Source organism: Halovulum sp. GXIMD14793, from assembly GCF_054457435.1.
In genome coordinates this window covers 12,007-37,003 of record NZ_JBTLNE010000038.1, presented here as the reverse complement: position 1 = coordinate 37,003, position 24,997 = coordinate 12,007, and the positions used below count along the sequence as shown (strand labels likewise).

General features: G+C 58.4%; 32 protein-coding genes. 14 read left to right on the top strand and 18 right to left on the bottom strand.

Annotation, left to right across the window (positions count from 1 at the left end; genetic code table 11):
- From ACW9UQ_RS12075 to ACW9UQ_RS12040, 8 genes are all read right to left on the bottom strand, one after another.
- A partial coding sequence (locus ACW9UQ_RS12075; protein ID WP_458931272.1) for a hypothetical protein occupies positions 1–518 on the bottom strand: 518 nt, incomplete at its 3' end.
- Between the two features lie 49 nt (positions 519–567).
- Complete coding sequence (locus tag ACW9UQ_RS12070) at positions 568–903, bottom strand: hypothetical protein (protein ID WP_458931271.1); 336 nt, start codon at positions 901–903, stop codon at positions 568–570.
- Positions 904–915: 12 nt separating this feature from the next.
- A complete protein-coding gene (lon, locus tag ACW9UQ_RS12065; RefSeq protein ID WP_458931270.1) occupies positions 916–3,330 on the bottom strand; it encodes an endopeptidase La in 2,415 nt (804 codons plus the stop codon).
- Positions 3,331–3,568: 238 nt separating this feature from the next.
- Complete coding sequence (locus tag ACW9UQ_RS12060) at positions 3,569–4,258, bottom strand: Hint domain-containing protein (RefSeq protein ID WP_458931269.1); 690 nt, start codon at positions 4,256–4,258, stop codon at positions 3,569–3,571.
- Positions 4,259–4,637: 379 nt separating this feature from the next.
- A complete protein-coding gene (tgt, locus tag ACW9UQ_RS12055) occupies positions 4,638–5,762 on the bottom strand; it encodes a tRNA guanosine(34) transglycosylase Tgt (RefSeq protein WP_458931268.1) in 1,125 nt (374 codons plus the stop codon).
- Between the two features lie 39 nt (positions 5,763–5,801).
- A complete protein-coding gene (locus ACW9UQ_RS12050; protein ID WP_458931267.1) occupies positions 5,802–6,377 on the bottom strand; it encodes a DUF1287 domain-containing protein in 576 nt (191 codons plus the stop codon).
- Between the two features lie 158 nt (positions 6,378–6,535).
- Positions 6,536–6,706 carry a hypothetical protein gene (locus ACW9UQ_RS12045; RefSeq protein ID WP_458931266.1) on the bottom strand — a complete coding sequence of 57 codons (171 nt, stop codon included), beginning with the start codon at positions 6,704–6,706 and terminating at the stop codon, positions 6,536–6,538.
- 96 nt (positions 6,707–6,802) lie between these two features.
- The gene (locus ACW9UQ_RS12040; protein ID WP_458931265.1) at positions 6,803–7,228 is read right to left on the bottom strand and encodes a hypothetical protein; all 426 of its coding nucleotides are present in this window, start codon (positions 7,226–7,228) and stop codon (positions 6,803–6,805) included.
- Between the two features lie 150 nt (positions 7,229–7,378).
- On the opposite strand from ACW9UQ_RS12040, the gene ACW9UQ_RS12035 reads away from it, so the two are divergent.
- Positions 7,379–7,744, top strand: a complete 366-nt coding sequence (locus ACW9UQ_RS12035) for an SUF system Fe-S cluster assembly protein (protein WP_458931264.1) — start codon at positions 7,379–7,381, stop codon at positions 7,742–7,744.
- A 126-nt stretch (positions 7,745–7,870) separates the two neighbouring features.
- The gene (locus ACW9UQ_RS12030; protein ID WP_458931263.1) at positions 7,871–8,635 is read left to right on the top strand and encodes a Bax inhibitor-1/YccA family protein; all 765 of its coding nucleotides are present in this window, start codon (positions 7,871–7,873) and stop codon (positions 8,633–8,635) included.
- Positions 8,636–8,803: 168 nt separating this feature from the next.
- Here the strand turns inward: ACW9UQ_RS12030 and ACW9UQ_RS12025 are convergent, their stop codons facing one another.
- From ACW9UQ_RS12025 to ACW9UQ_RS12010, 4 genes are all read right to left on the bottom strand, one after another.
- The gene (locus ACW9UQ_RS12025; RefSeq protein ID WP_458931262.1) at positions 8,804–9,220 is read right to left on the bottom strand and encodes a hypothetical protein; all 417 of its coding nucleotides are present in this window, start codon (positions 9,218–9,220) and stop codon (positions 8,804–8,806) included.
- A gap of 80 nt (positions 9,221–9,300) precedes the next feature.
- Positions 9,301–9,468: a 50S ribosomal protein L33 gene (rpmG, locus tag ACW9UQ_RS12020; protein ID WP_458931261.1), complete on the bottom strand. Its 168-nt coding sequence runs from the start codon at positions 9,466–9,468 to the stop codon at positions 9,301–9,303.
- Between the two features lie 93 nt (positions 9,469–9,561).
- Entirely contained in the window at positions 9,562–10,224 is a 663-nt protein-coding gene (locus ACW9UQ_RS12015) for an NUDIX hydrolase (protein WP_458931260.1), read from the bottom strand.
- Positions 10,225–10,265: 41 nt separating this feature from the next.
- On the bottom strand, positions 10,266–10,667 hold the full coding sequence (locus tag ACW9UQ_RS12010) for a DUF983 domain-containing protein (protein WP_458931259.1): 402 nt from the start codon (positions 10,665–10,667) through the stop codon (positions 10,266–10,268).
- A gap of 176 nt (positions 10,668–10,843) precedes the next feature.
- On the opposite strand from ACW9UQ_RS12010, the gene ACW9UQ_RS12005 reads away from it, so the two are divergent.
- The 3 genes from ACW9UQ_RS12005 to ACW9UQ_RS11995 are packed head-to-tail and all read left to right on the top strand — an operon-like array spanning position 10,844 to position 12,305.
- A complete protein-coding gene (locus tag ACW9UQ_RS12005; RefSeq protein ID WP_458931258.1) occupies positions 10,844–11,434 on the top strand; it encodes an RNA polymerase sigma factor in 591 nt (196 codons plus the stop codon).
- Complete coding sequence (locus tag ACW9UQ_RS12000; RefSeq protein ID WP_458931257.1) at positions 11,424–11,783, top strand: dihydroorotate dehydrogenase; 360 nt, start codon at positions 11,424–11,426, stop codon at positions 11,781–11,783. Before ACW9UQ_RS12005 ends, ACW9UQ_RS12000 begins: the two co-directional genes overlap by 11 nt.
- 3 nt (positions 11,784–11,786) lie before the next feature.
- The gene (locus tag ACW9UQ_RS11995) at positions 11,787–12,305 is read left to right on the top strand and encodes a periplasmic heavy metal sensor (protein ID WP_458931256.1); all 519 of its coding nucleotides are present in this window, start codon (positions 11,787–11,789) and stop codon (positions 12,303–12,305) included.
- A gap of 241 nt (positions 12,306–12,546) precedes the next feature.
- Here ACW9UQ_RS11995 and ACW9UQ_RS11990 read toward each other — a convergent pair whose 3' ends face one another.
- Positions 12,547–13,932: a diguanylate cyclase gene (locus ACW9UQ_RS11990; RefSeq protein ID WP_458931255.1), complete on the bottom strand. Its 1,386-nt coding sequence runs from the start codon at positions 13,930–13,932 to the stop codon at positions 12,547–12,549.
- Positions 13,933–14,045: 113 nt separating this feature from the next.
- On the opposite strand from ACW9UQ_RS11990, the gene ACW9UQ_RS11985 reads away from it, so the two are divergent.
- The gene (locus ACW9UQ_RS11985; RefSeq protein ID WP_458931254.1) at positions 14,046–14,324 is read left to right on the top strand and encodes a DUF3572 domain-containing protein; all 279 of its coding nucleotides are present in this window, start codon (positions 14,046–14,048) and stop codon (positions 14,322–14,324) included.
- On the opposite strand, the gene ACW9UQ_RS11980 is transcribed toward ACW9UQ_RS11985, so the two are convergent.
- Positions 14,325–14,750, bottom strand: a complete 426-nt coding sequence (locus ACW9UQ_RS11980) for an acyl-CoA thioesterase (protein WP_458931253.1) — start codon at positions 14,748–14,750, stop codon at positions 14,325–14,327. It lies immediately after the preceding gene.
- Between the two features lie 25 nt (positions 14,751–14,775).
- Between ACW9UQ_RS11980 and ACW9UQ_RS11975 the strand changes: the two genes are divergently transcribed.
- On the top strand, positions 14,776–15,474 hold the full coding sequence (locus ACW9UQ_RS11975; protein ID WP_458931252.1) for an HAD family hydrolase: 699 nt from the start codon (positions 14,776–14,778) through the stop codon (positions 15,472–15,474).
- Between the two features lie 8 nt (positions 15,475–15,482).
- Here the strand turns inward: ACW9UQ_RS11975 and ACW9UQ_RS11970 are convergent, their stop codons facing one another.
- A complete protein-coding gene (locus ACW9UQ_RS11970) occupies positions 15,483–16,472 on the bottom strand; it encodes a hypothetical protein (RefSeq protein ID WP_458931251.1) in 990 nt (329 codons plus the stop codon).
- A 238-nt stretch (positions 16,473–16,710) separates the two neighbouring features.
- Here ACW9UQ_RS11970 and ACW9UQ_RS11965 point away from each other — a divergent pair, with 238 nt between their 5' ends.
- Positions 16,711–17,337, top strand: a complete 627-nt coding sequence (locus ACW9UQ_RS11965; RefSeq protein WP_458931250.1) for a tetratricopeptide repeat protein — start codon at positions 16,711–16,713, stop codon at positions 17,335–17,337.
- A gap of 268 nt (positions 17,338–17,605) precedes the next feature.
- Positions 17,606–17,983: a DUF1636 family protein gene (locus ACW9UQ_RS11960; protein ID WP_458931249.1), complete on the top strand. Its 378-nt coding sequence runs from the start codon at positions 17,606–17,608 to the stop codon at positions 17,981–17,983.
- Here ACW9UQ_RS11960 and cobU read toward each other — a convergent pair whose 3' ends face one another.
- The gene (cobU, locus tag ACW9UQ_RS11955; protein WP_458931248.1) at positions 17,984–18,499 is read right to left on the bottom strand and encodes a bifunctional adenosylcobinamide kinase/adenosylcobinamide-phosphate guanylyltransferase; all 516 of its coding nucleotides are present in this window, start codon (positions 18,497–18,499) and stop codon (positions 17,984–17,986) included. It abuts the gene before it with no gap.
- A gap of 163 nt (positions 18,500–18,662) precedes the next feature.
- On the opposite strand from cobU, the gene cobT reads away from it, so the two are divergent.
- The 5 genes from cobT to cobD are packed head-to-tail and all read left to right on the top strand — an operon-like array spanning position 18,663 to position 22,823.
- Positions 18,663–19,661 (top strand): nicotinate-nucleotide--dimethylbenzimidazole phosphoribosyltransferase, encoded by a 999-nt coding sequence (gene cobT, locus ACW9UQ_RS11950; protein WP_458931247.1) that lies wholly within the window; start codon positions 18,663–18,665, stop codon positions 19,659–19,661.
- Positions 19,658–20,410, top strand: a complete 753-nt coding sequence (gene cobS, locus ACW9UQ_RS11945; RefSeq protein ID WP_458931246.1) for an adenosylcobinamide-GDP ribazoletransferase — start codon at positions 19,658–19,660, stop codon at positions 20,408–20,410. Before cobT ends, cobS begins: the two co-directional genes overlap by 4 nt.
- Positions 20,398–20,916, top strand: a complete 519-nt coding sequence (cobC, locus tag ACW9UQ_RS11940; protein ID WP_458931245.1) for an alpha-ribazole phosphatase family protein — start codon at positions 20,398–20,400, stop codon at positions 20,914–20,916. Before cobS ends, cobC begins: the two co-directional genes overlap by 13 nt.
- Positions 20,909–21,838, top strand: a complete 930-nt coding sequence (cbiB, locus tag ACW9UQ_RS11935) for an adenosylcobinamide-phosphate synthase CbiB (RefSeq protein ID WP_458931244.1) — start codon at positions 20,909–20,911, stop codon at positions 21,836–21,838. Before cobC ends, cbiB begins: the two co-directional genes overlap by 8 nt.
- A gap of 13 nt (positions 21,839–21,851) precedes the next feature.
- A complete protein-coding gene (gene cobD / locus ACW9UQ_RS11930) occupies positions 21,852–22,823 on the top strand; it encodes a threonine-phosphate decarboxylase CobD (RefSeq protein ID WP_458931243.1) in 972 nt (323 codons plus the stop codon).
- 27 nt (positions 22,824–22,850) lie between these two features.
- Here cobD and ACW9UQ_RS11925 read toward each other — a convergent pair whose 3' ends face one another.
- Entirely contained in the window at positions 22,851–24,281 is a 1,431-nt protein-coding gene (locus ACW9UQ_RS11925) for a cobyric acid synthase (protein WP_458931274.1), read from the bottom strand.
- Between the two features lie 55 nt (positions 24,282–24,336).
- Positions 24,337–24,945 carry a cob(I)yrinic acid a,c-diamide adenosyltransferase gene (gene cobO, locus ACW9UQ_RS11920; RefSeq protein WP_458931242.1) on the bottom strand — a complete coding sequence of 203 codons (609 nt, stop codon included), beginning with the start codon at positions 24,943–24,945 and terminating at the stop codon, positions 24,337–24,339.
- Between the last annotated feature and the right edge of the window lie 52 nt (positions 24,946–24,997).

Here is a 24,997-nt window from a genome sequence, read left to right as displayed (position 1 = left end):
CACGCTCCCGAATATCCAGTGATAGCGATTTGCCCATGTTCCACCTCCAAATATAGTGAATCACAAAATCCGCATCGTGGGAATCCCACCGATTCAGATTTCAAGGACGGCGCTCTAGGCGCGTTGAACTGCTGTGCCCACGCCGTCTGTAAAAGCGTAAACAGGTGAAAACAGTTCGCGATATTCCGGTAGGACATTCGCACGCCGCGTTGCGTCTCAACCTCCAGCACGATCAACTCAGCTGATGAAATATTCAGCATCTGCAGAACCCAGCCGGCGCCATTGCTCTGCTCTGACATTTCTTCCGCAAGACCGCGTAAATCCACTGCATCGGCAACCGCAGTTTGAAGATCAGGATGGTGCGAAAGATGCGCGACCAGGGATTGTGCGGTTTGGTTAACGGCCTCATGCAGGGCTTCGGCCTCAGGCTCTTCCGCTGTGCTAAGCTCACCAAGCCGCTTGATAAAGGTCGCTTTTATTGCGGGAAGCGTAACCCGCGCATCGCCGCCCTTCTCCACATGACTGCCGACAATGATAGCTAAAGCGTTTCGAGTTTACCTTGAGACATCACGTAAAATCGAAACGCGTACACCCTATCGGCTTATCACTGCGTTTCGGGATAAGCTTGTGTCTTAGGTTTATCCCGAAACGCTTTAATAGGGCAGCGCCATTTGCAGGCACCATATCCGGAAGGCCAGCAGCCATTTCAGCAATCCGGGCATCCCGTCCTTCGATCGGATCAAGAAATGCCTGCAGAGCAGAACGAAATGTCTCGGATGGGGTGCCACCACCATAGGCTTCGGCCAAATCCATCAAGGCCGTAAGGGCGGCATCACCTTGCTGGTGGACTTGCGGCGACGGGTTTGGCGTTTCGTTTTCCCGCCGCCGCAAGAGGTATTTCAAAGGCCCAAACACCTAGTGGGCCGCTGGTGCACCGCCTGCTGCACTTGCACCTGATTGCGCAGCCGCCGCGGCCGCTGCGGCCTCCGCCGCCTCGTCCCATTCCACGGGCTCTGGCTGGCGGGTCAGGGCAATTTTCAGAACCTCGGTGACATGCGCGACGGGATAGATTTCCAGGCCGTCCTTCACGTTGTCGGGAATGTCGCGCAGATCCTTGGCGTTGTCTTTCGGGATCAGCACTGTCTTAATGCCACCGCGCAGCGCAGCCAGCAGCTTTTCCTTCAGGCCGCCAATAGGCAAGACATTCCCCCGCAAGGTGACCTCACCCGTCATCGCAACGTCACGGCGTACCGGGATTTTAGTCAGCACTGACACGATGGAGGTCACCATCGCCACACCGGCAGACGGGCCATCCTTGGGCGTCGCACCTTCGGGCACGTGCACATGAATGTCGATCTTTTCAAATTCAGGCGGTTTAATCCCAAGATCGGGCGACTGAGACCGCACATAGGAACTGGCCGCATCGATGCTTTCTTTCATCACATCGCCCAGCTTGCCGGTGGTTTTCATCCGGCCCTTGCCGGGAAGTTTCAGCGCCTCAACATGCAAGAGATCACCGCCAACTTCCGTCCAGGCCAGTCCGGTGGTCACACCAATCTGATCCTCGTCCTCGGCCAGACCATACTTGAAACGACGCACGCCAAGGAAATCCTCAAGATCTTCAGGTTTCACGACGACTGTCTCGGCCTCACCTTTGACGATCTTGGTCACGGCCTTGCGTGCCAGCTTGGCGATCTCGCGCTCAAGATTTCGCACGCCCGCTTCGCGGGTATAGTAACGAATGACATCCGTCAGCGTTTCGTCCGGCAGCTCAAACTCGCCCTTTTTCAGGCCGTGGCCTTTCAACTGTTTGGACACCAGATGTTGCTTGGCAATCTCACGCTTTTCATCCTCGGTGTAGCCCGAGAGCGTGATGATCTCCATCCGGTCCAGCAACGGGCGCGGCATGCTGTAGCTGTTGGCCGTGGTCAGGAACATCACGTTCGAGAGATCATATTCGACCTCAAGGTAGTGGTCCATGAAGGTGGAGTTCTGTTCTGGGTCCAGAACCTCAAGCATCGCACTGGCCGGGTCGCCCCGGAAATCCTGGCCCATCTTGTCGATCTCATCAAGTAGGATCAAAGGGTTGATCGTCTTGGCCTTTTTCATCGACTGGATGATCTTGCCCGGCATAGAACCAATATAGGTCCGACGGTGACCGCGGATTTCGCTTTCATCGCGAACCCCACCAAGCGAGATACGAATGAATTCGCGATTGGTGGCCTTCGCCACGGATTTGCCAAGGCTGGTTTTGCCCACACCCGGCGGGCCAACCAGACACAGGATCGGGCCGCGCAACTTGTTAGAGCGCTGCTGCACCGCCAAATATTCAACGATACGTTCTTTAACCTTCTCAAGACCATAGTGGTCACGATCCAGAATTTCCTGCGCGTTGGTTAGGTCCTTTTTGACCCGGCTGCGCTTGCCCCAGGGGATCGACAGCATCCAGTCAAGATAGTTGCGCACCACCGTTGCCTCGGCCGACATCGGGGACATGTTGCGCAGCTTCTTCAGCTCTGCTTCGGACTTCTCTTTAGCCTCTTTTGACAGCTTGGTAGCGGCGATCTTTTCCTCAAACTCGGCGGCATCATCGGTGCCGCCCTCGCCATCGCCCAGTTCCTTCTGAATGGCCTTCATCTGCTCATTCAGATAATACTCACGCTGGGTCCGCTCCATCTGGGATTTGACACGGGTCTTGATCTTTTTCTCAACCTTCAGGACCGACATTTCGCCCTGCATCAGGCCATAGATTTTCTCAAGCCGCTCCGCCACATCAGTGGTTTCAAGAAGCTCCTGCTTTTCATCCAGGCGTATGTTCAGATGGCCCGCAACGGTATCGGCCAGATGCGCCCCGCCTTCAGAGTCCTCAACCGCAGAAACTGCTTCTTCGGGGACATTCTTGTTCAGCTTGGCATAGCGTTCGAAGTCCTGCGCGATGGTACGGCTGAGGGCGGTCACGGAATCTGCATCGCCTTCTGTCTCGGAGATCAGATCGGCCTGCGCCTCGAAATAGGCATCATTCTCAAGGAACTCGGTAATCTGTACGCGCTGGCGACCTTCGACCAGCACCTTCACGGTGCCGTCAGGCAATTTCAGCAATTGCAGAACATTGGCCAGGACGCCGATACGGTAGATGCTCTCTGTATCCGGCTCTTCCTGAGCCGGGTCCATCTGGCTGGACAGAAGGATCTGCTTATCGTCGCGCATCACCTCTTCTAATGCGCGGACGGATTTCTCACGACCGACGAAAAGAGGCACGATCATGTGAGGGAAGACCACGATATCGCGTAAGGTTAGAACGGGGTGCGTGACGCTGCTCTGCTCAGTCATAACAATTCCTTATATCTGCAAGACCGTCGCCCCGAATACCGGCAACGATGCGGCCTCCAGTCCTGAGGTCATCAGATGCGCCCTTTGGGGCCGGTTTTCAAGAGCGAGGGTCTGCTTTGGTGTATGTTACGCCGCATGGACGCATCGGACAAAGCGAGGCGTGGCGCGGATTTTCAAAAACAATCGGCCCCGGCAGACGGTGCTGCGGGGCCGATGCTACAAGAAATCGTGATCTCTATCAGTTCAGCAGCGCAACTTCGCTGGCCTGAAGTGTCCGACGGGCAGGCGGGCCATACGTATCAATGCCGTCAGCCAGCTGCGGGAACAGCTGCAGAATTTCCTGACGTGACGCCTCAGCCAGCTTGCCCATACCCTGCTCTGCCGGGTGGAAACTTTCGCTTGGGATACCTTCGGCAAAGATGATCTGATGGCGATCGAACAGAAGGTGGAAATACTCCACCTCACCGCCCTCACGGCAGGTGATGGTCGTGTCGTTCAGCAACGAATCGGCTGTAACCAGCGCCTCTTTCTCATTGAACAGCAGCTCAACACGCCAGCCATCCAGCAAGATACGGTGCTTGGGCGAGACGACCAGATCACGATCATTCCCCAGCGCACCAGCCTTGATCACCACAGGTGCCATATTGCCCTGAGCCGGTACGCCCTGCGACCCAACCCAACGCAACGGCTGCTCACCATTATCCAGCGTGCGGATCATATCACCAGCCGTCAGGTCCTCAACAGCAACAGGGCCATTCGAAGTTTCGATCAACGTGCCGCGAGCGAAACAGACAATATCCTGTTCGAGCGTTGTAACGTCAATGCGTGGCCCCTGACCAAAATAACCGATATCAAACGTACTTGTTATGGTATAGTTACCAGCGGGCAAAGGTGTCTGACCGTCCGGAAACACGTAACCTTGAACCACACCCCCGACCTCAACTTGATACACAGTATATTCAACGTTGTTTTCGTCGGTAAGAATCAGTCCCTCTTCAAGGTAAACCCGAGTAGTGGTACCAGCCAAATACTGATTGGTATCGCGCCCAACTTCGTCGGCGTCGATGTCACCATCAAAGAAGGTGTTCCCCGAACCGTTAACATCGTCATCAATAGAGAGCGTTGAAAACGTCGGCGATGATACAACAAAACTACTGCCGCTTCGTGTTACTCCCGCAGCATCAAGGAGTGCAAAATTGAACGTAGGCATTACCGATTACTCCGTTTGGGTTAACGAGGCTATTACTGTCTGCATGTGGCGAAAGCTAGCCAAAACTATGTGAATGCCTAGTAAAATGTGTCGCGTTTTAGATAATTGGCAGATCCTCGCCACAATAGCGAGAATGGAATGCCTTAATAAAATCCTTAAGTTGTTTACCAGCGATTGCTTGCCGCAACCCCGCCATCAACTCCTGATAGTAATGCAGATTATGCCAAGTCAGCAGCATCGACGCAATGATCTCGCCCGATTTGAATACATGGTGCAGGTAAGCGCGGGAGTATTTCGTGCAGCAGGGGCAGCTACAATCCGGATCCAGAGGACGTGGATCGTCGGTATGGCGGGCGTTTTTGATATTGACCGGGCCGCGCCGCGTTAACGCCTGACCGGTGCGACCGGAACGTGATGGCAGAACGCAATCGAACATATCCACACCGCGCAGCACCGCGCCAACGATATCATCCGGCTTGCCGACGCCCATCAAATAGCGTGGCTTGTCTGCTGGCAGCATCTCGGGTGCATAATCCAGGACCTTGAACATGGCCTCCTGCCCCTCGCCCACGGCCAGCCCGCCGATGGCATAGCCGTCAAAACCGATCCTACTTAGTGCTTTTGCGCTTTCCTCACGCAGATCCTGTTCCAGCCCGCCTTGCTGAATGCCGAAAAGCGCGTGCCCGGGGCGGTCGCCGAAAGCCTCTCGTGATCTTTCTGCCCAGCGCATGGACAGACGCATAGACTCAGCGATCCGGTCACGATCAGCGGGCAAGGCGGGACATTCGTCAAAACACATGACGATGTCAGAACCCAGCAGTTTCTGGATCTCCATGGAGCGTTCCGGCGTCAGCTCGTGTTTCGAGCCGTCAACATGGGATCGAAACGTCACGCCCTTTTCGGTCAGCTTGCACAGATCCGACAAACTCATCACCTGAAAGCCGCCGCTATCGGTCAGGATCGGGCGCTCCCAGTTCATAAATTTGTGCAGGCCACCCAGCCGCGCTACCCGCTCTGCCCCCGGGCGCAGCATCAGATGATAGGTATTGCCCAGCAGAATATCCGCCCCGGTGGCGCGCACGCTTTCGGGCATCATGGCCTTGACGGTTGCGGCCGTTCCCACTGGCATGAAAGCGGGCGTGCGAATATCGCCGCGCGGGGTCGAGATTGCGCCTGTGCGGGCCTTGCCATCGGTGGCGTCGATACGAAATGAAAAGCTCATGCCGCTGCTTTGACGGCGCGCGCCGCCGGGGTCAAGCCGTCAATTCCCCCCATCAAACCGGAAATGGCCGACGATATCGAAATCGAACAGCATGTCCTCAACCCGCGTTCCCAGCCCGATATTGTGGGATATCAGCGGCATACCCGCATCGGTTTTGCGGGTCGTCACGATTCCGATATGCGGCCACCCCCCAGGCAACCGCCAGGAGACGACATCTCCCGGCAGGTAATCCTCGGGCCTATCGCTGACCGGCAGCGACTGGCCATGGCGTTTGAAAAAGGTTTCAAGGTTGGGCACCCGGCGGTGATCAATGTTCGGGTCCGGACGGCTGAGGCCCCAGATTTTAGGATAGCGAGTGAAGGCCGCGCGCATATCCTCATGCACCTCTTGCTGCAAATCTATGTCCAGCGCACGATAGGCCCGGATCACAACATCCGTACAAACCCCACGGTTCGCAGCAACATCACCCATCGGATAATCCATTGATCGGTAGCTTGGATCATAAAGCACGAAATGCGTCGCCCGTTCCTCTGCCGCCTCTGCCAACTGCGTGGCAAAGTCAGCCTTTGCGGATAACGGCAGGAATACCAGCAAAAGCGCTGCGAATCTAAACATGCCTAAAACCTCCTCGAAACAGCATTACTTCTGCTTATATTTGTTGCAGCCCTACTCTGCATCATCTGTCAAAATGTCTTTCAGGCCCGCGCCACAGATATAGCGCGCAAAAAAGGTCGGTTCATCCATTTTGGGAGGGCAACGATCTGCAATGGCACTCATCCATATATATAGTACTTGGGCGAAGCATCCGTTGCGCCAAAGTTGAAAAACAGCTGCGCCCAGACACTTGTGTCACCGATTGTGCGGTCGTCTTCCGCAACGAGACTATGATCTCCTGCAATCTCGGGGCGTGCACGCTTAAGCTCACCTGAGCGCATATCATCCATCATCTTTTCCAGAACATCTTCAGGTATTTCATTCCCGGAAAGAAGTGCGAGCGCGCCAACGGCTACCTTCCTCCACTCTTCAAAGCGTACTGCACTTTAGAAACTTGGCGCGGCCAGGTAACCGTCCGCGCTCGCCATTTTGACCCTGTCATCAACGACAAGCGCCATAAAGGAGGGGCTTCCATTGCCGCCCGGAAAATACTCGGGATCGTCCAAGCTTATCCAATAGATCTTTGCGTCCTCAAAAGGGCCGTTAAGCGCGCGAAACATGTCGCCATGCCTTTCACTTGAGGCACCATCGTGCAAAAGGCTGAAGAGGACCTGATCTTTGAACTTTTCGTCTACAACCTCTTCTTCGATCACGATCAGCAAGCCGCTTTCTTCGAATACAGCCTTCATATCAGCCCAAAGCGGCCCGCGATCATCGGGTGTCGCAAACCAGCCCTGTTGTGTTGCGGCGAAAAACAGCGCTCCCGCGGCAACGATTCCCGCAGCAAGAAAAATCATTAAACGACGGCGCATCGTGCAATCTCCTTAAGACTTTTGCTGAATTTGACGCAAAATCATCCCGCTCGGCAACAGCCAGGACATTACTGCATCCAGAGCCAACCTCACTGGACCTAAGCCTACCTTTTCCCTATATGTTTTATCAGGATTATTTTTGAGAGATCGATGAACGCTGAAACCGACACACCAATGGAAGGCACACCGCTGATCAAGCCTTCAACCACGGATCATCCGCTTTATGATCAACTCGTGGAGGCATGCCGTACCGTGTATGATCCGGAAATCCCGGTGAATATCTACGATTTGGGCCTGATCTACACCATTGAGGTCAATGACGAGAATGAAGTTGAGGTGCTGATGTCCCTGACCGCCCCCGGATGCCCTGTGGCCGGTGAGATGCCGGGCTGGGTAGCTGAGGCAATTGAACCAGTCGCCGGGGTCAAACAGGTCAATGTCCAACTGGTCTGGGAGCCCCAATGGGGCATGGATATGATGTCGGACGAAGCCCGTCTGGAATTGGGGTTTATGTAAACTCCAGATTTGCAAAATAGTTCTGGCTTTCCCTCTTGAAAACAATCCTAGAACATCCAATATTGACTTCTAATACCAAAAGGGGGCGTTTGCCGCCTGTATCGGCTCGCAAAAACGGAGGTTCTGATGGCCGAATTTGACACAGTTCAACGCGCAGGCGTTGGTACCCGCGCCGCGCATATCGACGAGGGGCTGCGCGCGCATATGAACAAGGTCTACGGCCTGATGTCTGTGGCCATGATCGTCACCGGTGCGGTGGCCTATGGCTTTGGCATGGATGTGAAGGCATTCCTCGCCGGACAGTCGACGACGATCATTCCTGCAAGCATGATCGAGTCGCTTTACTTCTCACCGCTTCGCTGGGCGATCATGTTCGCACCGCTGATCATGGTGTTCGCCTTTGGTGCGCTGATCAACCGGCTTAGCCAGGCAGCGGCTCAGTTGTTCTTCTACAGCTTCGCCGCTGTGATGGGTATTTCGATCAGCTGGATCTTTGCCGTCTTCACCGGAATGTCCATTGCACAGGTGTTCTTCATCACAGCGATTGCATTCGCCAGCCTGTCGATCTGGGGCTACACCACCAAGAAAGACCTGTCCGGCTGGGGCAGCTTCCTGATCATGGGTGTGGTTGGTTTGATCGTTGCGTCGATCGTCAATATCTTCCTTGGCAGCCCTGCCCTGATGTTTGCGATCTCGTTCCTGGGTGTTCTGATCTTTGCCGGGCTGACCGCCTATGACACACAGAAGATCAAAACAACCTACGTCATGATGGCGTCCAACGGTCAGACCGAATGGCTGGGTAAAGCGGCTATCATGGGCGCGCTGAACCTGTATCTGGACTTCATCAACATGTTCATGTTCTTGCTGCAGATGTTTGGCAGCCAGGAATAATCCAGACACAAGACTTCAAAGAACGGGCCGGTCAAATGACCGGCCCTTTTTTTTGCGACTATCCCGCCACCAGATGACACGCTGACCCATACCGATGCGGCCTATAGCGTCTCGCGAAATACCTGATTTCAGGCAGCGTTAGATGGTTCCGTCTTTTCGCATGACACTCTAAAATCCCTTATCCGGGTCGGGACCAACCACAGCATCCATATCCAGGAAAGGGAAAAACAACCTGACCCTGGTCTCAAACTCGGGATCGGCCCGAAAAGCAGCAATCGCATCCTCCCGACTTACCTGATCTTCAAAATCTCTGATACCGCGCAAAAACCCGATCCCTTCCAGCGCATCGCATTGCTGATCTGTCAGCTGCCCCGAAGCGACAAAACCCATAATACGAAAGGCCTTGAAATCCACCTGCTTCCCCACATCAAGCATATCGAAGATGTAAGACGGCGGCTCCTCGGCATGTTCAATAACGTGGTAAAGCCATTCCTTGAACTTTCCGAACTGAATCGCCCCGCTCTGCAAACAGCTTAGAGCGAAGCCGATATCGCTACTGTCATTTTTGCTTAAGCGAAACGGCATGATGCCCCATAAAGGTCGCAGAAACAAAAAAGCCGCATCGGGTCATCCGCTGCGGCTTCTTTAATGAAAAGTCGGCAAGATTACTTGATCTTGCCTTCCTTATATTCGACATGCTTGCGCACAACGGGATCGTATTTGCGCACCACCATCTTCTCGGTCATGGTACGGGCGTTTTTCTTTGCTACGTAGAAATGCCCGGTATCCGCGGTCGAGTTCAGGCGGATTTTGATCGTGGTTGGCTTGGCCATCTGTTCCGTCTCCTCGCGCGGCCGATCCGCGCGGTTGAATTTCGAAGGTCGGCTTGTACACGCTCAGGGCAGCGTGTCAAGCATCCCGGCCCATCAAAGCGCAAGAAATCGCGGTGTCTCCTGCCGATTGTCAAAGAAGGGCACCGGGCGCGGCAGGTCCGGGTCGGCCAGATGCGCCTGCAACTCTGCCAGCACGATAGAGGTGACAAATGGCAGACGCAGGTTGCGTGCGTCGGGCAGCGCCACCCAATGCAAATGGCTCAACTCTCCACCTGCCTCGGCAAAGGTCTCGGCATCGCCGGTCGCTGCCTCTGCCGGGGCCAGAAAAAAGCGGGCGTCAAAACGGCGGGTGCGACCTGGCGGGGTAACGGCGCGAAAGAAAAAGCGCAGGGCGCTGGCATCGGGGATCACCCCGCGGGTGGCAAAGTCCTCCCATCCTTCGGGTACGGGGGTCGGCATGGTTCCCAGGCGGGACAGGCTTAGACCTGTTTCCTCGCGCACCTCGCGGATAGCGGCCATGGCCAGGGCATCGGCCCGGCCCGGGGCGTCCTGCTCCAGCTTGGTCCGGCATACCTCAGGCAGGTCGGCAACAAGACCGGTTTCTGCATCCGCCGCGTCCACCCGGCCACCGGGAAACACATAGCGATCTGGCATGAACACGGCACCCTTACCCCGCAAGCCCATCAAAACCTCGGGTTGATCCCCCTGCCGCCAAAGGATCACTGTCGCGGCATCATGAATCGGCTGATCTGTCATCGGCATAACCTGACCGGATGGCGCAGACTTGTCCAGCGACGCTACTCCACCTCGTTGCCAAAGCCATGCATGCGCTTGGCCCATTGAAAGCCGACAAAGACGCCTTTCATGCGCGGCAGCAGATACAGCGACAACACCGTGAATACCGCAGATAGGCCGACGGCCATCACCCAGCCTTCGGGCCGCCACAGTTCATACACGGTCAACATGACCGGGGCCATTAGGTGACCGGCAATCAGGATGGTCAGCCAGGCCGGGCCATCATCGGCGCGGTGGTGATGCAACTCCTGCCCGCAGACAGGGCAAGTGTCACGCACCGTCAAATATCCTTGCAAAAGCGGGCCAGAACCGCATTTCGGACACCGTCGCTTCCAGCCGCGCCAAAGTGCCTGACGAAGGTCGCGTTCGACCGGCTGTGGGGGAAGACTCTGTTTCGCTTGCATAACAGATCTTTTAGCCGATCATCGCTTTGAATTCTTGTCCTTTAATTGCCCCGCGTCTCGATGTCGCAAAAAATGCCGACGGAAACACTGCGGTGGCCCGTAACAAGATCATAACGGATGCCAAAGCGGGGAAGAATGGCACAGCGACGGCGGACAGGGCATAGTGGCAGGTGATGATGCCACTGGATGACCCACAACGAGAGATGGACGCCAAACTGGTTGCAGCCTATGCGGCGGGCGACGCGGATGCGGCGCGCCAGCTGATCGACAGCCACGCGCCACGAGTGATGCGATTGGCAACGCGTATGCTCGGCGATCAGGCCGAAGCCGAGGATGTGGTGCAGGAGGCGATGCTGCGTCTGTGGAACAACGCCAGCAAATGGCGTGCGGGCGAGGCTCGGGTCAGCACCTGGCTTTATACCGTTGCCTCTAACCTCTGCGCGGACCGCTTGCGCAAGCGGCGGCGGCAATCCTCGGACGAAGTGCCCGACATTGCCGATACTGCGGCCCCTGCCGCCGCGCGTCTGCAGCAGGCGGACCGGGCCGACGCACTTGGCAGGGCTTTGGCCGGTTTGCCGGACAAACAGCGGCTGGCCGTGACCTTGCGGCATCTTGAAGAGCTTGGAAATCCCGCGATCGCTGAGATCATGGGGGTATCCGTGGAGGCCGTCGAAAGCCTGATCGCCCGCGGCAAACGTGGTCTGACAGCCCGGTTGGCGGACAAGGCCGACAGCCTTGGATATAAGGATGATGAGAATGGTGGATAAACAGGACATACCGCCCGATCTGGACAAGGCTCTGTCACAAGGCTTTGACGAATTGCGCCGCGACACACCTGATCTTTCGGCTGGATTGATGGGGCGGCTGATGGCGGATGCAACAGCGGCACAGCGCCCGCGCGGTCTGGCGCGGCTGGCGGCGGTCTGTGCTGATCTACTGGCACAGATCGGTGGGCAAGGAGTCGCGGTCGCGCTAACCGCCTCGGCCCTGCTGGGTATCTGGCTGGGCTATGCGCAACCCATCACACTGGGAACAACCGCTGATGTGCAGATCAGCAGCGACACTGCAACGGCCGAGCCGTTTGCGATGTTCGATGACTTCGTGCAGGAGATTTAGGCAATGGCGGGAACCGATAACCCGGGTGCAAAGGCACAGTGTCCAGCATGGATGCGTTGGCTGCTGGTGGTATCGCTGGCGCTGAATTTGGCGGGCATAGGCCTGCTTGGCGGTGCGGCCCTGCGCAAACCGCCACAGGCGGTGGAGGTGCCAAGCCCAAACGCAGAGTTTCAGCTTTATGTATCGGCGATGCCGGGCGAGCATCGCAAAGCAATTCGCCGGGCCTTCTACGAAAAGCTAGAGAGCATGCGCCCTCATCGGCAGGAAATGCTGGAGCGCCGGTCGCAGGTCATCGCGCTGTTGCGGCAGGCAGAGTTTGACCAGGCCGCACTTGGCGCGATGATGGAAGCGCAACATGCTGGCTGGACCGAGATAGGCCGCTGGGGCCGGGTGCTGATCCTGGAGCAGATCGAGGTGATGACGCCGCAGGATCGCTCCCGCCTTGCAGATAATCTGGAAAAAAGCCCGAACCGTCGTGACCACCGTTGGGACCGGGGTCGCCGCTCCCGCGACCGGCACTGAAATACGTTTTGGTCATGATCGGTGCAGGCTGAAAATCATCGCAAGAGCGGACGACTGTCAGCCGTGGCTCTTACGCGGTGCAAACTGTGCTGGCATTAGAATAGCTTCGTTCTGCTCCCGCCCGGAACAAGCCAGTACCGATTTTATTCCCTGGCTTATCGTGAAACGCACAAAACATCCCGCAAAAGCTAGAGCTTTGAACCCTTTGGCTTCAGACGGCTATAAACTTCCGCACGACACTCTAAGCCGCAGCGTTTTGCAGCCGAACGCAGTTCCGCCCAGCCGCCTTGGAAGCATAAAGCGCCCGGTCCGCCCGGGCGATGACATCGCGGATCGGATCCTCACGCGCCGCATCGACCAACGCAACACCAATCGAGATGGTCAGGCACAGCTCCCGCCCGTCGCTAAGGCGGAACGGGGCCGCCTCAATCTCGCCCCGGACTCGTTCGGCAACCTGTGCGGCCCCCTCGAACGAGGCGTCCGGCATCGCGATAAAAAACTCCTCCCCGCCAAAGCGGGACAGCAGGTCGACATTGCGGACCGACACAGCCAGCCGCTCTGCGGCTTCAGCCAGAACCTCGTCTCCGGCCAGATGGCCAAAGCGGTCATTGACCTGCTTGAAATGATCCAGGTCCAACATCATCACCGCGAATGGCTGCCCGGTTTCGCGCATCCGCGCCAGCATCCCGGCCATGTGCCGCTCTGCATATCGACGGTTGAACAGGCGCGTCAGCGGATCGGTGATCGAGGCACGGATGTCATCGCGCAGATTGGCTCGCAGCCGGTCCGATACCTGCTTGCGCCGCAACTGACACCGCACGCGGCCCGCTAACTCGCCCAAATTCATCGGCGTCGTGATGAAATCGCTGGCCCCGACCTCCAACGCGTCAGCCACAACAGACGGATCGCCTTTTTCCGCGACGAAGATAATTCCAAGATGGCGTGTCACCGCATTTGAACGCAGCAGCGAGATCAGCCGCAACCCGTCCCCGGATTGCGCGAAGCGCCGGGGAATGGTGCAAACCTCTACCGCACCGTCCTGTGTCAGCGCCAGCGCCTCAGCCTCGGACCAGGCAACGACCGACGTGACACCAGACTGGGACAGGTGCCGCGACCAGGCGCTCGCCTCCTGCGCATTTTGCGGCAGCAGCAGGACAGTCGCGCCCGCCTGCTCTGCAAAACCGAAATCCGGTGTTGCCTCGGCCACCGAACCCAGATCGCGGGCTGTGTCGTCGCGCAGCCGCAATTCGTCAAGCATCAATTTCATCCTGACTAGATTGCGCAGCCGGGTTTTCAGCGTCAGATCATCAAAGGGCCGGATCAGCACATCATCCGCCCCGGCGGCAAAGCCCTTTTGCGCATCTGCACCACTGTCGTCGCCAATGGCAATCACCGGAATGTGCATGGTTTCGCGGGCCGACTTCAACATCTTGCAAACGGTCAACCCCTCCCCCCCGCTCAGCCCGGCGCTTAACAGCACAAGGTCGGGCTGGTCGTGGCGGGCAAGATGGACAGCCTCTGCCGCGTTGCCGGTCATCTGCACGTCGTAATAGGCCGCCTCAAGACTGGTCTTGAGCAGCGCCCGGTTGGCGGGAATAGCCTCGACGATCAGAATGCGCGCTGGCATCAGCTTTTGTCCCATCGCATGTACAGTTTGCCTGGATGACAGCATCACGCGAAGGTCTTAATGAATGATTTAGCAAGTTAGGATTTAGCTGATCCGCAAAAAAGGATGGATGAATGAACCGGGACCAGGCCGCAGTGATAGCAACGCAGGTGTTGATCTGGCTGGCGGATGACGCAGAGTTGATGGGCGTCTTTCTAGGAGCGACCGGCGCGGATGCTGCGGATATCCGAAATCAGGCAAAAGACCCCGAATTCCTTGGCTTTGTCCTGGATTTCATACTGGCCGCAGATGAACACGTGCTGGCCTTTGCCGCCGCCCATGACCTGCCACCGGAAACCGTCGCCACCGCCCGCGCGTCCCTGCCTGGTGGACACCTGCCGAACTGGACCTGATCAGCGCTGCAGGCTGGCCAGCCGGTCGCGAAAGGCCTGCGGCAACGCAACAGGTCGGCGGGTCTGCGCATCGACATAGACATGGGTAAAATGGGCCTCGGCTGCCGCCAGATCCTCTGTCCCGAACAAACCGACCAGATACCTGACCGAAGAATTGCCAATCCGCTCCACCGCCAGGCCCGCCGTTACCGGCGCGGGCCACCCCAATGAGGCCTGAAACACACAACCGGTTTCCACCACCAGCCCGATCAGATCGCCCCCCGGGACCGTCAGCCCACCCTCGCGCACCAACCAGTCATTCACGCAGGCATCGACATATTCGTAATACACCGCATTGTTCATATGCCCATAGGCATCATTGTCTCGCCAACGGGTGGTCATCGTGGAAAAGCTGACATAGTCTGCGCGTGATTTTCTGGGGCGCATCGCACTACCTTCAGGTTGGGACAAGATGAGTTATATCAAGGGACTGCTGTTCGACAAAGACGGCACATTGTTCGATTTTCACAATACCTGGTCCGTCTGGTGTCACAGCTACATTACAGAGATGGCAAATCAGGATGCGGGTCTGGCGGACAAGCTGGCCAACGCGCTGCAATTTGACATGCAGGCCGTTGCTTTCCATCCAGAAAGCCCGGTCATTGCCGGCACGATGGAAGAGATGGTGACCGCAACGCGCGATGTGATCCCGCATACGACCGAGGCGGAGCTTCGGCAATCCATCATCGACGCAGCATCAACCGTTGTCCTGTCCCCAGCCACCCCGCTGATACCCTTGATGGAGGTCTTGCAGGCGCGCTATCTGAAACTGGGCGTCGCCACCAATGACAGCGAGTTTCTGGCGCATAAACATCTAAGCGACCAGAGGATCGAGGGCTATTTTGATTTCATCGCCGGTTATGACAGCGGCCATGGAGCCAAACCTGAACCCGGTATGCTGCTGGCTTTTTGTGCCGCCACCGACCTGCCCGCAGATCAGGTCGCGATGATCGGGGACAGCACCCACGACCTGCACGCTGCCCGCGCGGCTGGCATGGTCGCTGTCGGCGTCCTGACCGGCCCTGCCACCAAGGCCGACCTGGCACCTCATGCCGATATCGTGCTTCCCGATATCGGACATTTGCCTGACTGGTTGACAGCCCAAAGCTAAAAGCCCTGCTATCGGGGACAAACAAGCGCTATAACCGCAGCCTCGTTGCCTTCTTCCCATACCTCTTGAAAGGTGCGTCGCGCGAGGCTCGACATATAGGCCGCACGCAACAGAGGCACCGCTTCCTCAAGGATCGACGCCTGGTCCTCGGGCGTGTCCTTTTTCAACAAGGCAGAGTTCTCTGTGACCAAATTCTTTAGCTCGGCATCGGTCGGCGCATTGGGATCAGCGAGTCGACCCAACCCTTCATAAGACTCGTGCTGTGCAACAATCCTTGCCGCCATACGTATGACCATCACACGTCGGAGCTTCTCCTGATCTGCCTGCGGCAGTTCGTAACTCGGTGTTTGAGGATTCTTCTTTATCCTGTCGTGCTCTTTAAGCAGTCTGCGTTCCAAACGCCCGTATTCAGCCAAAGCAAGAAACGACTGCTCAACCTCTGACAGGTCATCTTTTGGTGCGTGCAAAAGCTCATGCAATCTGGGGACAATACAGTCGCCTACCTTAAGCAGTGACAGTTCAAGCGCCAAAGCAAAGGCCATCGCCACCTCGTGATCCCCACCGTCAAAAGACAGGTAACGCCGCGCGCCGCGCGGGTGATCCACAACCAGCGCGCCATCCTCCAAACGGGCCGGGATGCGGCACCGCAAGGGCAGCACAGCCTCGCCCCTGAGCACGATATCCGCCACTTGGCGCAAGGTTGTAAATCCGTTCTCGGCGACGTTGCTAAAGACCAGGTGATCGCCATCAGCCGTGTAATCCGCAACAAAGAATGTCGCCTGCGAAGTTCGGTCGGCACAGCTGTCATAGTCCACACAAGTGTTGGGAAAGTAGAGTTCAACCACGCTCAAAAACCCGTCCTCGACCCGCCTATTTTCGAACCGCAGGAACGAAAAGGCCGGAACAACAAAGCCGCTGCGAGCGCTGTCGATGATACGGTCACTGACCCAGATGCGTCCTGATCCTTCAAGCGTCGACTGGTCCGGTTGCTCTGCCATTGCTGACATACCAAAAGCCAGCACAGACACCGCAAAAAGAAAACTTCTTAGACAGCACATATTATTCTCCATCCATCAGGCTGCAGCTTAGAACCTGGTCGCACCACGTAAACCACCCAAGCACCCAAGCACCCCGAACGAACAAAAAATGCGACCGCTCAGAATAAAACCAGCCGTTGCTGCGTAACCCAACCAGACGACCGATACAAACCCGACCACTGACCCAAGGAGCCCAATGATGAAGATCCTCGCCACATCCCTGATCGCGCTAAGTATCGCAACCTCTGCCTTCGCTGCTGGCTCGGACAGTTCTACCCCGCCGAAACCGACGGAGGCCACCAAGACATGTACCCATGGCAAAGTGTTCGACCGACGCAGCAAACAGTGCGTTGTCGCGAAAGACAGCAAGCTGGATGACGACACGCTGTACGAGGCCGCCCGCGAACTGGCCTATGCCGGTCAGTACGAGAATGCCCTGGACGTTTTGAACGCCGCCGCAGACCAGAACGCCCCGCGCATCCTGACCTATAAAGGCTTTGCATCGCGCAAGGCCGGCGCTCTGGAGGCGGGCATGAGCTACTATCACGCCGCATTGGCGATTGATCCGAATTTCATTCTGGCCCGTTCCTATATGGGACAGGCTCTTGCAGGGGCTGGCGACCTTCGGGGGGCGAAGGCGCAACTGGCGGAGATCAAGGCGCGGGGGGGCGCGACACCTGGGCCTACGCCTCGCTTAAACAGACCCTGCAGGGGCTTGGCGCGTACTGATTGCGAGCAATCTTCTCCTCAGACGCGTCAAAAAGGCCCCGATCCACGGCAAGGATCGGGGCCTTTTTTTGGGTTTCAGGACGCCTCGGCGGCATAAATCACGTCAGTCCACATAACGTATTTTGCCCAGACACCACCGGGTCGCCGCGATGCCGAAGTTATAGTCGGCAAACGACTCCTACCAAAGTTCGTGCTCAGATAGCGGTATTGAGTAGGCAATCGCCAAGTTCTTGGCTGTCTGTCATTCGCAATCTTCAGTTTCTGGTTATCCCGGCAAAACACACGACAAAAATATCTTGTTTGTGGTGGCTTTCACAAGCAGCGGCAGGTACGAAGGTGCTTCGAAAACCACGCAGGCCGAAAACATGACCACCATCACCGTTTGCACCAGTTGCCGCCAGCCCAGCCTGCGCGAAGACAAGACCAGACCGCCCTGTGGCGAGGCGATGTTGAGCAAAGTGGAGGCCGCAGCCGCCGGCGTTCCCTCTGTCACCGTGCGCCCGGTGGCCTGCCTGATGGGATGCGGGCATGGCTGCAACGTCGCCATCCAAGATGACGACAAGCTGGCCTATGTTTTGGGCAGCTTTGCGCCTGAAGCTGAGGCCGCCGAGGCGATTGTCGAATATGCCGCGAAACACTCGGAAAGCGCCACAGGCGTCGTCCCCTTTCGGGAGTGGCCACAGGGCGTGAAGGGGCATTTCGTGGCGCGTATTCCGCCACTGAACCCGCTGCCCGACCTCTGATCAGCCTTTCAGCGTCAGGGGCAGACCAGCGGCCACAAATTCCACATGCGGCACCGCAGCCGCGATCTGCTGATTTAGCAACCCCTGGGCATCGCGAAAGGCACGGCCCAGCGGCGTTTCCGGCACCAATGACAGGCCAACCTCATTCGAGACCATGATCACAGGCTGCGCCGCCATATCAAGCGCCGCGATCAAACTTTCCGTTTCTGCCACCACATCGCGCCCGGCCAGCATCAGGTTGGACAGCCACAGCGTCAGGCAATCGAGCAGAACCACATCCGCCTGCATCGCCCCCAATGCGCCACATAGATCAAGCGGTGCCTCCGTCGTCTGCCAGCCCGCAGCGCGCTCGGCCTGATGCATGGCGATACGCGCCGCCATTTCCGCATCATGCGCCTCAGCCGTAGCAATATAGGTCCGGCGCGGCCCAGTCGCTTCGGCAAGAAGCAACGCCCGAGACGATTTTCCCGATCTGGCACCGCCGAGGATCAGCCTGTGTCGCTGCTTTTGTGTCATCTGCCAACCTCCGTATCTGGCAAGGACATAGGCCGGTTTTAGCGACACCGACAAGACCGCAGGCAAAAGCGATGTGTGCCCGGTCGGTTTCATCCTTGCGCCGAACTTGCCCCGCTGCTTAGACAGTGGCCAGGTGAATCATCGAATTTGGTGGAGTGTACCAGTGACAACCGAACTGGAAATCGCGCTGAAGGAAAAAATCGACAGCAAGACCAAGCCCGTCGGCTCTTTGGGTCGGATCGAAGAACTGGCTCTGCAACTCGGCTTGCTTCAGGGCAGCCTGACACCGGTCATGGAAAAATGCCGTCTGGTCATTGTCGCAGGCGATCATGGCATTGCTGAGGAAGGCGTGTCTGCCTTTCCGCAGGAGGTGACGGGCCAGATGGTCCTGAATTTCCTTGGCGGCGGCGCTGCGGCAAATGTCTTTGCAAATACCATGGATGTTGAATTGCGCGTGGTGGATGCGGGCATCAAAACAGCGCTCGACCATCCGAACCTGCGCGCAATGCGGCTGGGGAACGGTACCCGAAATAGCACAAAGGTGGCCGCAATGTCTTCGGCCACGCTGGATGAAGCACTGGAAAACGGCGCCGAGTTGGGGCGCGGTGGTCATGTTCAGGCCATCTGTCTTGGCGAGATGGGCATCGGCAACACCTCGTCCGCGTCGCTGGTGGCACATAAGATCACCCATCTGCCGCTGGATGAACTGATCGGGCGCGGCACAGGTCTGGACGATGAAGGTCTGACGCACAAGCTTGAAGTTCTGGAGACGGCTGCAAAGCGTACTGGCGTGCTGACAGCACGGGATGCGCTTTGCGAGTATGGTGGTTTTGAAATCGCAGTGATGGCAGGCGCGATGATTGGTGCGGCCAAGGCAGGCCGGGCGGTGATTGTTGACGGGTTCATTGCTACGGTTGCAGCATTGGCCGCACTTGGTATCGACGCCGAAATTCGCCCCGCGCTGATCTTTGCCCATCGGTCGGCAGAAGCAGGGCATATCGCGGTTCTGAGACATCTGGGCGCAAAACCACTTCTGGAACTGGATATGCGCCTGGGCGAGGGCACCGGGGCGTTGCTGGCCTGGCCGATGGTCAAAGCCTCGATCGCGATGCTGAACTCCATGGCCAGCTTCGACAGCGCCGCGGTCAGCGAGGCGCTTTGAGTAAGCTGCGCGACGAGTTGCCCGCGCTGGCGCTTGCCGCGCAGTTTCTGACCCGCCTGCCGGTGCCAGCCCCGTGGTCCGAGGCTGCGATGGCCCGCGCGCCGCTATATTTTCCCTTGGTGGGCGTTGGGATCGGTGTTCTGGTTGGGGCAGTGCTTTATCTGGCGGCCCTTCTCTTCCCGCCACAAGTTGCCGCCCTGATCGCCGTGCTGGCCGGTATCCTTATCACCGGTGGTCTGCATGAAGATGGGCTTGCCGATACGATGGACGGGCTGGGGGGACGCGATGTCGACCATGCCTTGAATATCATGCGCGATAGCCGCATCGGGACCCATGGTGTTCTGGCGCTGATCCTCAGTCTGGGGTTGCGCAGTGCCATTCTGGTGGGACTGCTGGTGCATAGTCCGATGCTGGCCGTAACCACCGCGATCGCCGCCCATGCCGGTAGTCGCTGGTCGATGCTGGCAGTGATGGCAACCTCTCCCTACCTGCGTGCTAAGGGGGCGGGCAGCGGTATGACGATCGGGAGATGGCCGGATCTGGGGCTGGCTGCGATCCCTGTATTGGTGACAATTCTGGCCCTGCCATCCGCCGTGTGGCTGCTGGCCTTGGGCGGATTGCTTTTGGGACATGGCGCGGCGCGGTTGAGCTTTCGTCGGCTGCGCGGGCATACCGGGGATTGCCTTGGGGCGATGCAGCAAATCTCAGAGGTCGGGTTGGGCCTGGCGGTGTTGGCATGGGCCAGTTGATCCTTATGCGGCATACCACGCCCGATATCGCCGAGGGCATCTGCTATGGCAGGACCGATCTGGCCCTTGCCGCCAGTTTCGAAGCCGAAGCAGATGCGGCACTGGCGTCGCTGTCCACGGCCCCCCGCCGCATTGTCAGCAGCCCCCTACAGCGCTGCGCAAAACTGGCAGAGCGGACCGCGTTGAAATTCAACGTCGACCTGAGCATTGATCCCGCTCTGATCGAGATGGATTTTGGCGCATGGGAAGGTCAAGCATGGTCCGACCTCCCCCGCCCCGAGCTGGATGAATGGGCGGCGGATTTCCTCGACGCCCGCCCCCATGGCGGTGAAAGCGTGCGCCAGATGCGCGAAAGGGCGCAGCCGGTCCTTGACACTTTGCGCGTGGAAACCGGCGTTCTTGCTGTCACTCATGCAGGCATTCTGAAGGTTGCCGCACATCTGCAGGACCTTCCTGACGCGTGGCGCCACTCTGTTCCGTTCGGAGGCACCCTTGCCTATGGCTGAGGCAATGCTGATCGCCATCGCCATCGACATTGCTGTCGGATGGCCGGTCTGGGTGTTCGACCTGATTGGCCATCCGGTTACCTGGATGGGCAGTCTGCTGAACCGGCTGGATAAGCGCCTGAACCGGGGCAGCGCCCTTGCCCGCCAACTCACTGGCTTGGGTACACTCCTGGTGCTGGTGGGTGTTTCGGTCCTGATGTCTTTGCTGCTGGTGGCGTGGCTGCCCGCCGGTCTGGTCTACGCCCTGACATGCGGCATCCTTGCCGCCCCCCTGATCGCAGCACGCGGCCTGCACGAGCATGTTACCGATGTCATCCGCCCCCTACAAAAGGCCGACCTAACCGGTGCCCGCCTTGCCGTAGGCCGGATCGTCGGGCGCGACCCCGAACAACTGGACGAGGCAGGTGTCGCCCGCGCTGCCTTAGAAAGCCTTGCCGAAAATACGTCAGATGGCGTGATAGCGCCCTTGTTTTGGGGCGCGATACTCGGCCTGCCGGGGATTGTCGCCTACAAGGCCATCAACACCGCCGACAGCATGATCGGGCATCTGAATGACATCTATCGTGATTTCGGCCGGGCCGCAGCGCGGACCGACGATCTGGTCAACTGGATCCCGGCGCGGCTGACCGCAATGCTGTTTGCGCTGGTCTCGGGCCGCATGTCAGCGGTCCTGCGCCGCACAATGGCCGAGGCACGGCACCACCGGTCTCCCAATGCCGGCTGGCCTGAGGCGGCGATGGCCGCAGCCCTTGGATGCCGCCTGTCCGGCCCGCGCAGCTATGATGGCATCACCGGGCAAGAGCCATGGTTGAACGGCGACGCCCCTGACCCCGTGCCACGCACCATGCTAAACGGGCTGAAGCTTTATCGCCGTATGCTTGTTCTGGCGGCTGCAATCCTGTTTAGTCTGACGCTGATCTGAAACGAGGGCAGACATGCGGGATCATGGCGGCGATCTGGACCGGGCGCGCGCGCATTACGGCGGTGCTTTGGAAGACTGGATAGATCTGTCCACCGGCATCAACCGCCTGCCCTACCCGCTGCCCGACCTTCCACCACATCTGTGGCAGGCTTTGCCCGACAAAGCGCTGTTTGACGCCGCCTGCGCCGCAGCAAGACAAGCCTATCACTCCGATGCCGCGATCCTGCCGGTTGCTGGCGCGCAAGCTGCCATTCAGCTTTTGCCGCAGATACGCCCGTGCGGGATCGTGCATGTTGTCACGCCAACCTACAACGAACACGCTGCCAGCTTCTCCGCTTCAGGCTGGGATGTGGTCGAAGTTGCGGATATCTCGGCCATTCCTGAAGGCAGCACCGCGGTTCTGGTCAATCCCAACAATCCCGATGGCAGGGCATGGAAGCGCGAGGCCCTGCTGGCACTGGCGGCCCATTGCAACACCCTGATCGTTGATGAGAGCTTTGGCGATCTCTGCCCCGACCTCTCGCTCGCGGCAGAGGCCAGCGCCAACCTCATCGTGCTGCGCTCTTTCGGCAAATTCTACGGGCTGGCAGGCCTGCGGCTGGGCTTTGTACTGGCGGATGAGACCACCATCGCGGCCCTTCAGCAACGGGCCGGTCCCTGGTCGGTTTCAGGCCCTGCATTGGCCATCGGCGCAGAAGCCCTCGCGAACGTGCATTGGGCAGAGGCGACGCGCGCGCGCCTAACCAGTGACGCCACCCGGCTTGATCAACTGGCCCTGGCCAATGGCTGGCCCCTGACCGGGGGAACTGACCTGTTCCGATTGTACGAAGCCGATGATGCCGAAACAGCTCAAGCCACCCTCGCCCGGCATCACATCTGGACCCGCCGCTTTCCCTATTCCAAAACATGGCTGCGCATCGGCCTGCCAGGGCCCGAGGCAGAGTGGCAAAGACTGGAAACCGCCCTTACAGAACGTTGCATTTAACCGGAAACAGAAAAGCGAAATTTGCCCTTACCGCGCCAGATTAAGCAAACCATTCACGTCCAGATGCGCCTCCATATGATCGGCCAAAGCATCGAGCGCCGCTTCCACCCCCTGATCAAAATCGAGGGTTGAGCGCGCGCCCAACCCTTCCAGCCAAGCCGCCCGAAACCCATCACTGGCAAACCGCCCATGCAGATAGGTCCCACTGACACGGGCATCCGCCGATTGCGCCCCCTCAACCCGATCCCCGATCCGGGTCACGGGGCGCGCGCAATCCGGGCCGCTGGTCGCCCCGATATGGATCTCATACCCCGAGATCTGCGCCCCGGTTGCCAGATCAATGCCCGAAACCTCTTGCAGAGTTTTTCCGGCCTGCATCACTGTCGTGATATCCAGCAGCCCCAGACCCCTTGTCTCTCCTGGCGGGCCTTCGATACCTTGCGGGTCCGCCACAAACTGCCCCAACATCTGATAACCACCACAAATCCCCAGCACATGCCCCCCGCGCCGGTGATGCGCGATCAGGTCAATGTCCCAGCCCTGTGCCCGGACAAAATCGAGCTCAGCACGCGTCGACTTACTGCCCGGCACGATCACCACATCGCAATCGCCTGGGATGGCCTGCCCGGCGCGAACCATGGTCAGCCGCACACCGGGTTCCTGCGCCAACGGGTCAAGGTCATCAAAATTCGCTATACGTGACAGACACAGGCAAGCGATATGCAACCCGTCCCCACCGCTGGCACGGTCCAGATCCAGCGCATCCTCCGCCGGCAACCGCCCGGCCTGATCGAACCACGGCAGAACTCCAAAGCCCGGCCAGCCGGTCTGGCCCGCGATCAGGTCATACCCGGGCTGAAACAAGGCCGCATCCCCCCGGAACTTGTTGATCAGAAAGCCTTTGACCAGCGCCGCATCCTCAGATGCCAACACCGCCTGCGTCCCCACCAGCTGGGCGATGACGCCGCCCCGGTCAATGTCCCCCACCAACACAACGGGCGTTCCCGAAGCGGCAGCAAATCCCATATTGGCGATATCACCGGCCCGCAGATTGACCTCCGCCGGGCTGCCCGCGCCTTCAACGATCACCAGATCATGCGCAGCTTTCAATCGGGCGAAACTTTCCTGAACCGGTGCCTGTAGGGTGGGTTTCAACCCACCATAGTCGCGGGCGGCTACGGTCGCCACGCGCTTGCCCTGCACAACAACCTGCGCCCCAAGCTCGCTTTCAGGCTTCAGCAGAACCGGGTTTATATCCGTATGCGGCTCCAGCCCGCAAGCCCGCGCCTGCAAGGCCTGCGCCCGCCCGATTTCCCCGCCATCAGCCGTCACGGCGGCATTATTCGACATATTCTGCGGCTTGAATGGCGCCACCGACAGCCCCCGCCGCCGCGCCACCCGACACAGCCCCGCGACAATCATCGACTTGCCCGCATTAGAGCCGGTGCCCTGGATCATGAGCGCTTTGGAGTGAGGTCTTACAGGCACTTAAAGGCCTCCCAGCCGCATCATCTCAAAACTCCACCCCCGCCTGCGCCTTCACGCCAGAGCGGAAGGGATGCTTGATCAACTCCATCTCCGTCACCAGATCAGCAACGTCGATCAACTCTTCCTTTGCATTGCGCCCGGTCAGCACAACATGGGTCATCGGCGGCTTTTGGGTCTGCAAGAACTCCACAACCTCAGCGATATCCAAATAGTCATAGCGCAGCGCGATATTGATCTCGTCAAGCAGCACCATGCGATGGCTGTCATCAAGGATCAGCTCCTTGGCTTTCGCCCAGGCGGCTTGCGCCATTTCGATATCGCGGGATTTGTCCTGCGTCTCCCAGGTAAACCCTTCCCCCATCGTGTGGAACTGGCACAGATCCGAAAAACGCCCCGTGATCAGCTCGCGCTCGCCCGTCGACATGCCGCCCTTGATGAACTGCACGACAGCGGTCGGAAACCCATGCGCGATACAGCGAAAAATCATGCCAAACGCGGCCGAGGATTTCCCTTTCCCCTTGCCCGTGTGAACAATGATCAGACCTTTTTCCTCGATCTTGGTCGCCATGATCTTATCGCGTGCGGCCTTTTTCTTGGCCATCTTGGCGTTGTGGCGTTCAGTATCATCGGTCATTTCATCCCCCTTAGTTTCACACGTCATCTTTGGGTGGTTCGGCACAGGTTGC

What these genes read in the sequence shown, in the direction of transcription:
- cobO (WP_458931242.1), bottom strand. Translation starts at nt 24,945, where the DNA reads ATGACCGATGATACTGAACGCCACAACGCCAAGATGGCCAAGAAAAAG.
- ACW9UQ_RS11970 (WP_458931251.1), bottom strand. Translation starts at nt 16,472, where the DNA reads ATGGCAGAGCAACCGGACCAGTCGACGCTTGAAGGATCAGGACGCATC.
- ACW9UQ_RS12000 (WP_458931257.1), top strand. Translation starts at nt 11,424, where the DNA reads ATGGTGGATAAACAGGACATACCGCCCGATCTGGACAAGGCTCTGTCA.
- cbiB (WP_458931244.1), top strand. Translation starts at nt 20,909, where the DNA reads ATGGCTGAGGCAATGCTGATCGCCATCGCCATCGACATTGCTGTCGGA.
- tgt (WP_458931268.1), bottom strand. Translation starts at nt 5,762, where the DNA reads ATGAGCTTTTCATTTCGTATCGACGCCACCGATGGCAAGGCCCGCACA.
- cobD (WP_458931243.1), top strand. Translation starts at nt 21,852, where the DNA reads ATGCGGGATCATGGCGGCGATCTGGACCGGGCGCGCGCGCATTACGGC.
- ACW9UQ_RS12050 (WP_458931267.1), bottom strand. Translation starts at nt 6,377, where the DNA reads ATGTTTAGATTCGCAGCGCTTTTGCTGGTATTCCTGCCGTTATCCGCA.
- ACW9UQ_RS11925 (WP_458931274.1), bottom strand. Translation starts at nt 24,281, where the DNA reads ATGATCCAGGGCACCGGCTCTAATGCGGGCAAGTCGATGATTGTCGCG.
- ACW9UQ_RS12010 (WP_458931259.1), bottom strand. Translation starts at nt 10,667, where the DNA reads ATGCAAGCGAAACAGAGTCTTCCCCCACAGCCGGTCGAACGCGACCTT.
- cobU (WP_458931248.1), bottom strand. Translation starts at nt 18,499, where the DNA reads ATGACACAAAAGCAGCGACACAGGCTGATCCTCGGCGGTGCCAGATCG.
- lon (WP_458931270.1), bottom strand. Translation starts at nt 3,330, where the DNA reads ATGACTGAGCAGAGCAGCGTCACGCACCCCGTTCTAACCTTACGCGAT.
- cobC (WP_458931245.1), top strand. Translation starts at nt 20,398, where the DNA reads ATGGGCCAGTTGATCCTTATGCGGCATACCACGCCCGATATCGCCGAG.
- ACW9UQ_RS11975 (WP_458931252.1), top strand. Translation starts at nt 14,776, where the DNA reads ATGAGTTATATCAAGGGACTGCTGTTCGACAAAGACGGCACATTGTTC.
- ACW9UQ_RS11980 (WP_458931253.1), bottom strand. Translation starts at nt 14,750, where the DNA reads ATGCGCCCCAGAAAATCACGCGCAGACTATGTCAGCTTTTCCACGATG.
- ACW9UQ_RS12030 (WP_458931263.1), top strand. Translation starts at nt 7,871, where the DNA reads ATGGCCGAATTTGACACAGTTCAACGCGCAGGCGTTGGTACCCGCGCC.
- ACW9UQ_RS12040 (WP_458931265.1), bottom strand. Translation starts at nt 7,228, where the DNA reads ATGCGCCGTCGTTTAATGATTTTTCTTGCTGCGGGAATCGTTGCCGCG.
- ACW9UQ_RS12025 (WP_458931262.1), bottom strand. Translation starts at nt 9,220, where the DNA reads ATGCCGTTTCGCTTAAGCAAAAATGACAGTAGCGATATCGGCTTCGCT.
- ACW9UQ_RS12045 (WP_458931266.1), bottom strand. Translation starts at nt 6,706, where the DNA reads ATGGATGATATGCGCTCAGGTGAGCTTAAGCGTGCACGCCCCGAGATT.
- ACW9UQ_RS11985 (WP_458931254.1), top strand. Translation starts at nt 14,046, where the DNA reads ATGAACCGGGACCAGGCCGCAGTGATAGCAACGCAGGTGTTGATCTGG.
- ACW9UQ_RS12035 (WP_458931264.1), top strand. Translation starts at nt 7,379, where the DNA reads ATGAACGCTGAAACCGACACACCAATGGAAGGCACACCGCTGATCAAG.
- ACW9UQ_RS11995 (WP_458931256.1), top strand. Translation starts at nt 11,787, where the DNA reads ATGGCGGGAACCGATAACCCGGGTGCAAAGGCACAGTGTCCAGCATGG.
- ACW9UQ_RS11965 (WP_458931250.1), top strand. Translation starts at nt 16,711, where the DNA reads ATGAAGATCCTCGCCACATCCCTGATCGCGCTAAGTATCGCAACCTCT.
- rpmG (WP_458931261.1), bottom strand. Translation starts at nt 9,468, where the DNA reads ATGGCCAAGCCAACCACGATCAAAATCCGCCTGAACTCGACCGCGGAT.
- ACW9UQ_RS11990 (WP_458931255.1), bottom strand. Translation starts at nt 13,932, where the DNA reads ATGCCAGCGCGCATTCTGATCGTCGAGGCTATTCCCGCCAACCGGGCG.
- ACW9UQ_RS12005 (WP_458931258.1), top strand. Translation starts at nt 10,844, where the DNA reads ATGCCACTGGATGACCCACAACGAGAGATGGACGCCAAACTGGTTGCA.
- ACW9UQ_RS12015 (WP_458931260.1), bottom strand. Translation starts at nt 10,224, where the DNA reads ATGACAGATCAGCCGATTCATGATGCCGCGACAGTGATCCTTTGGCGG.
- ACW9UQ_RS11960 (WP_458931249.1), top strand. Translation starts at nt 17,606, where the DNA reads ATGACCACCATCACCGTTTGCACCAGTTGCCGCCAGCCCAGCCTGCGC.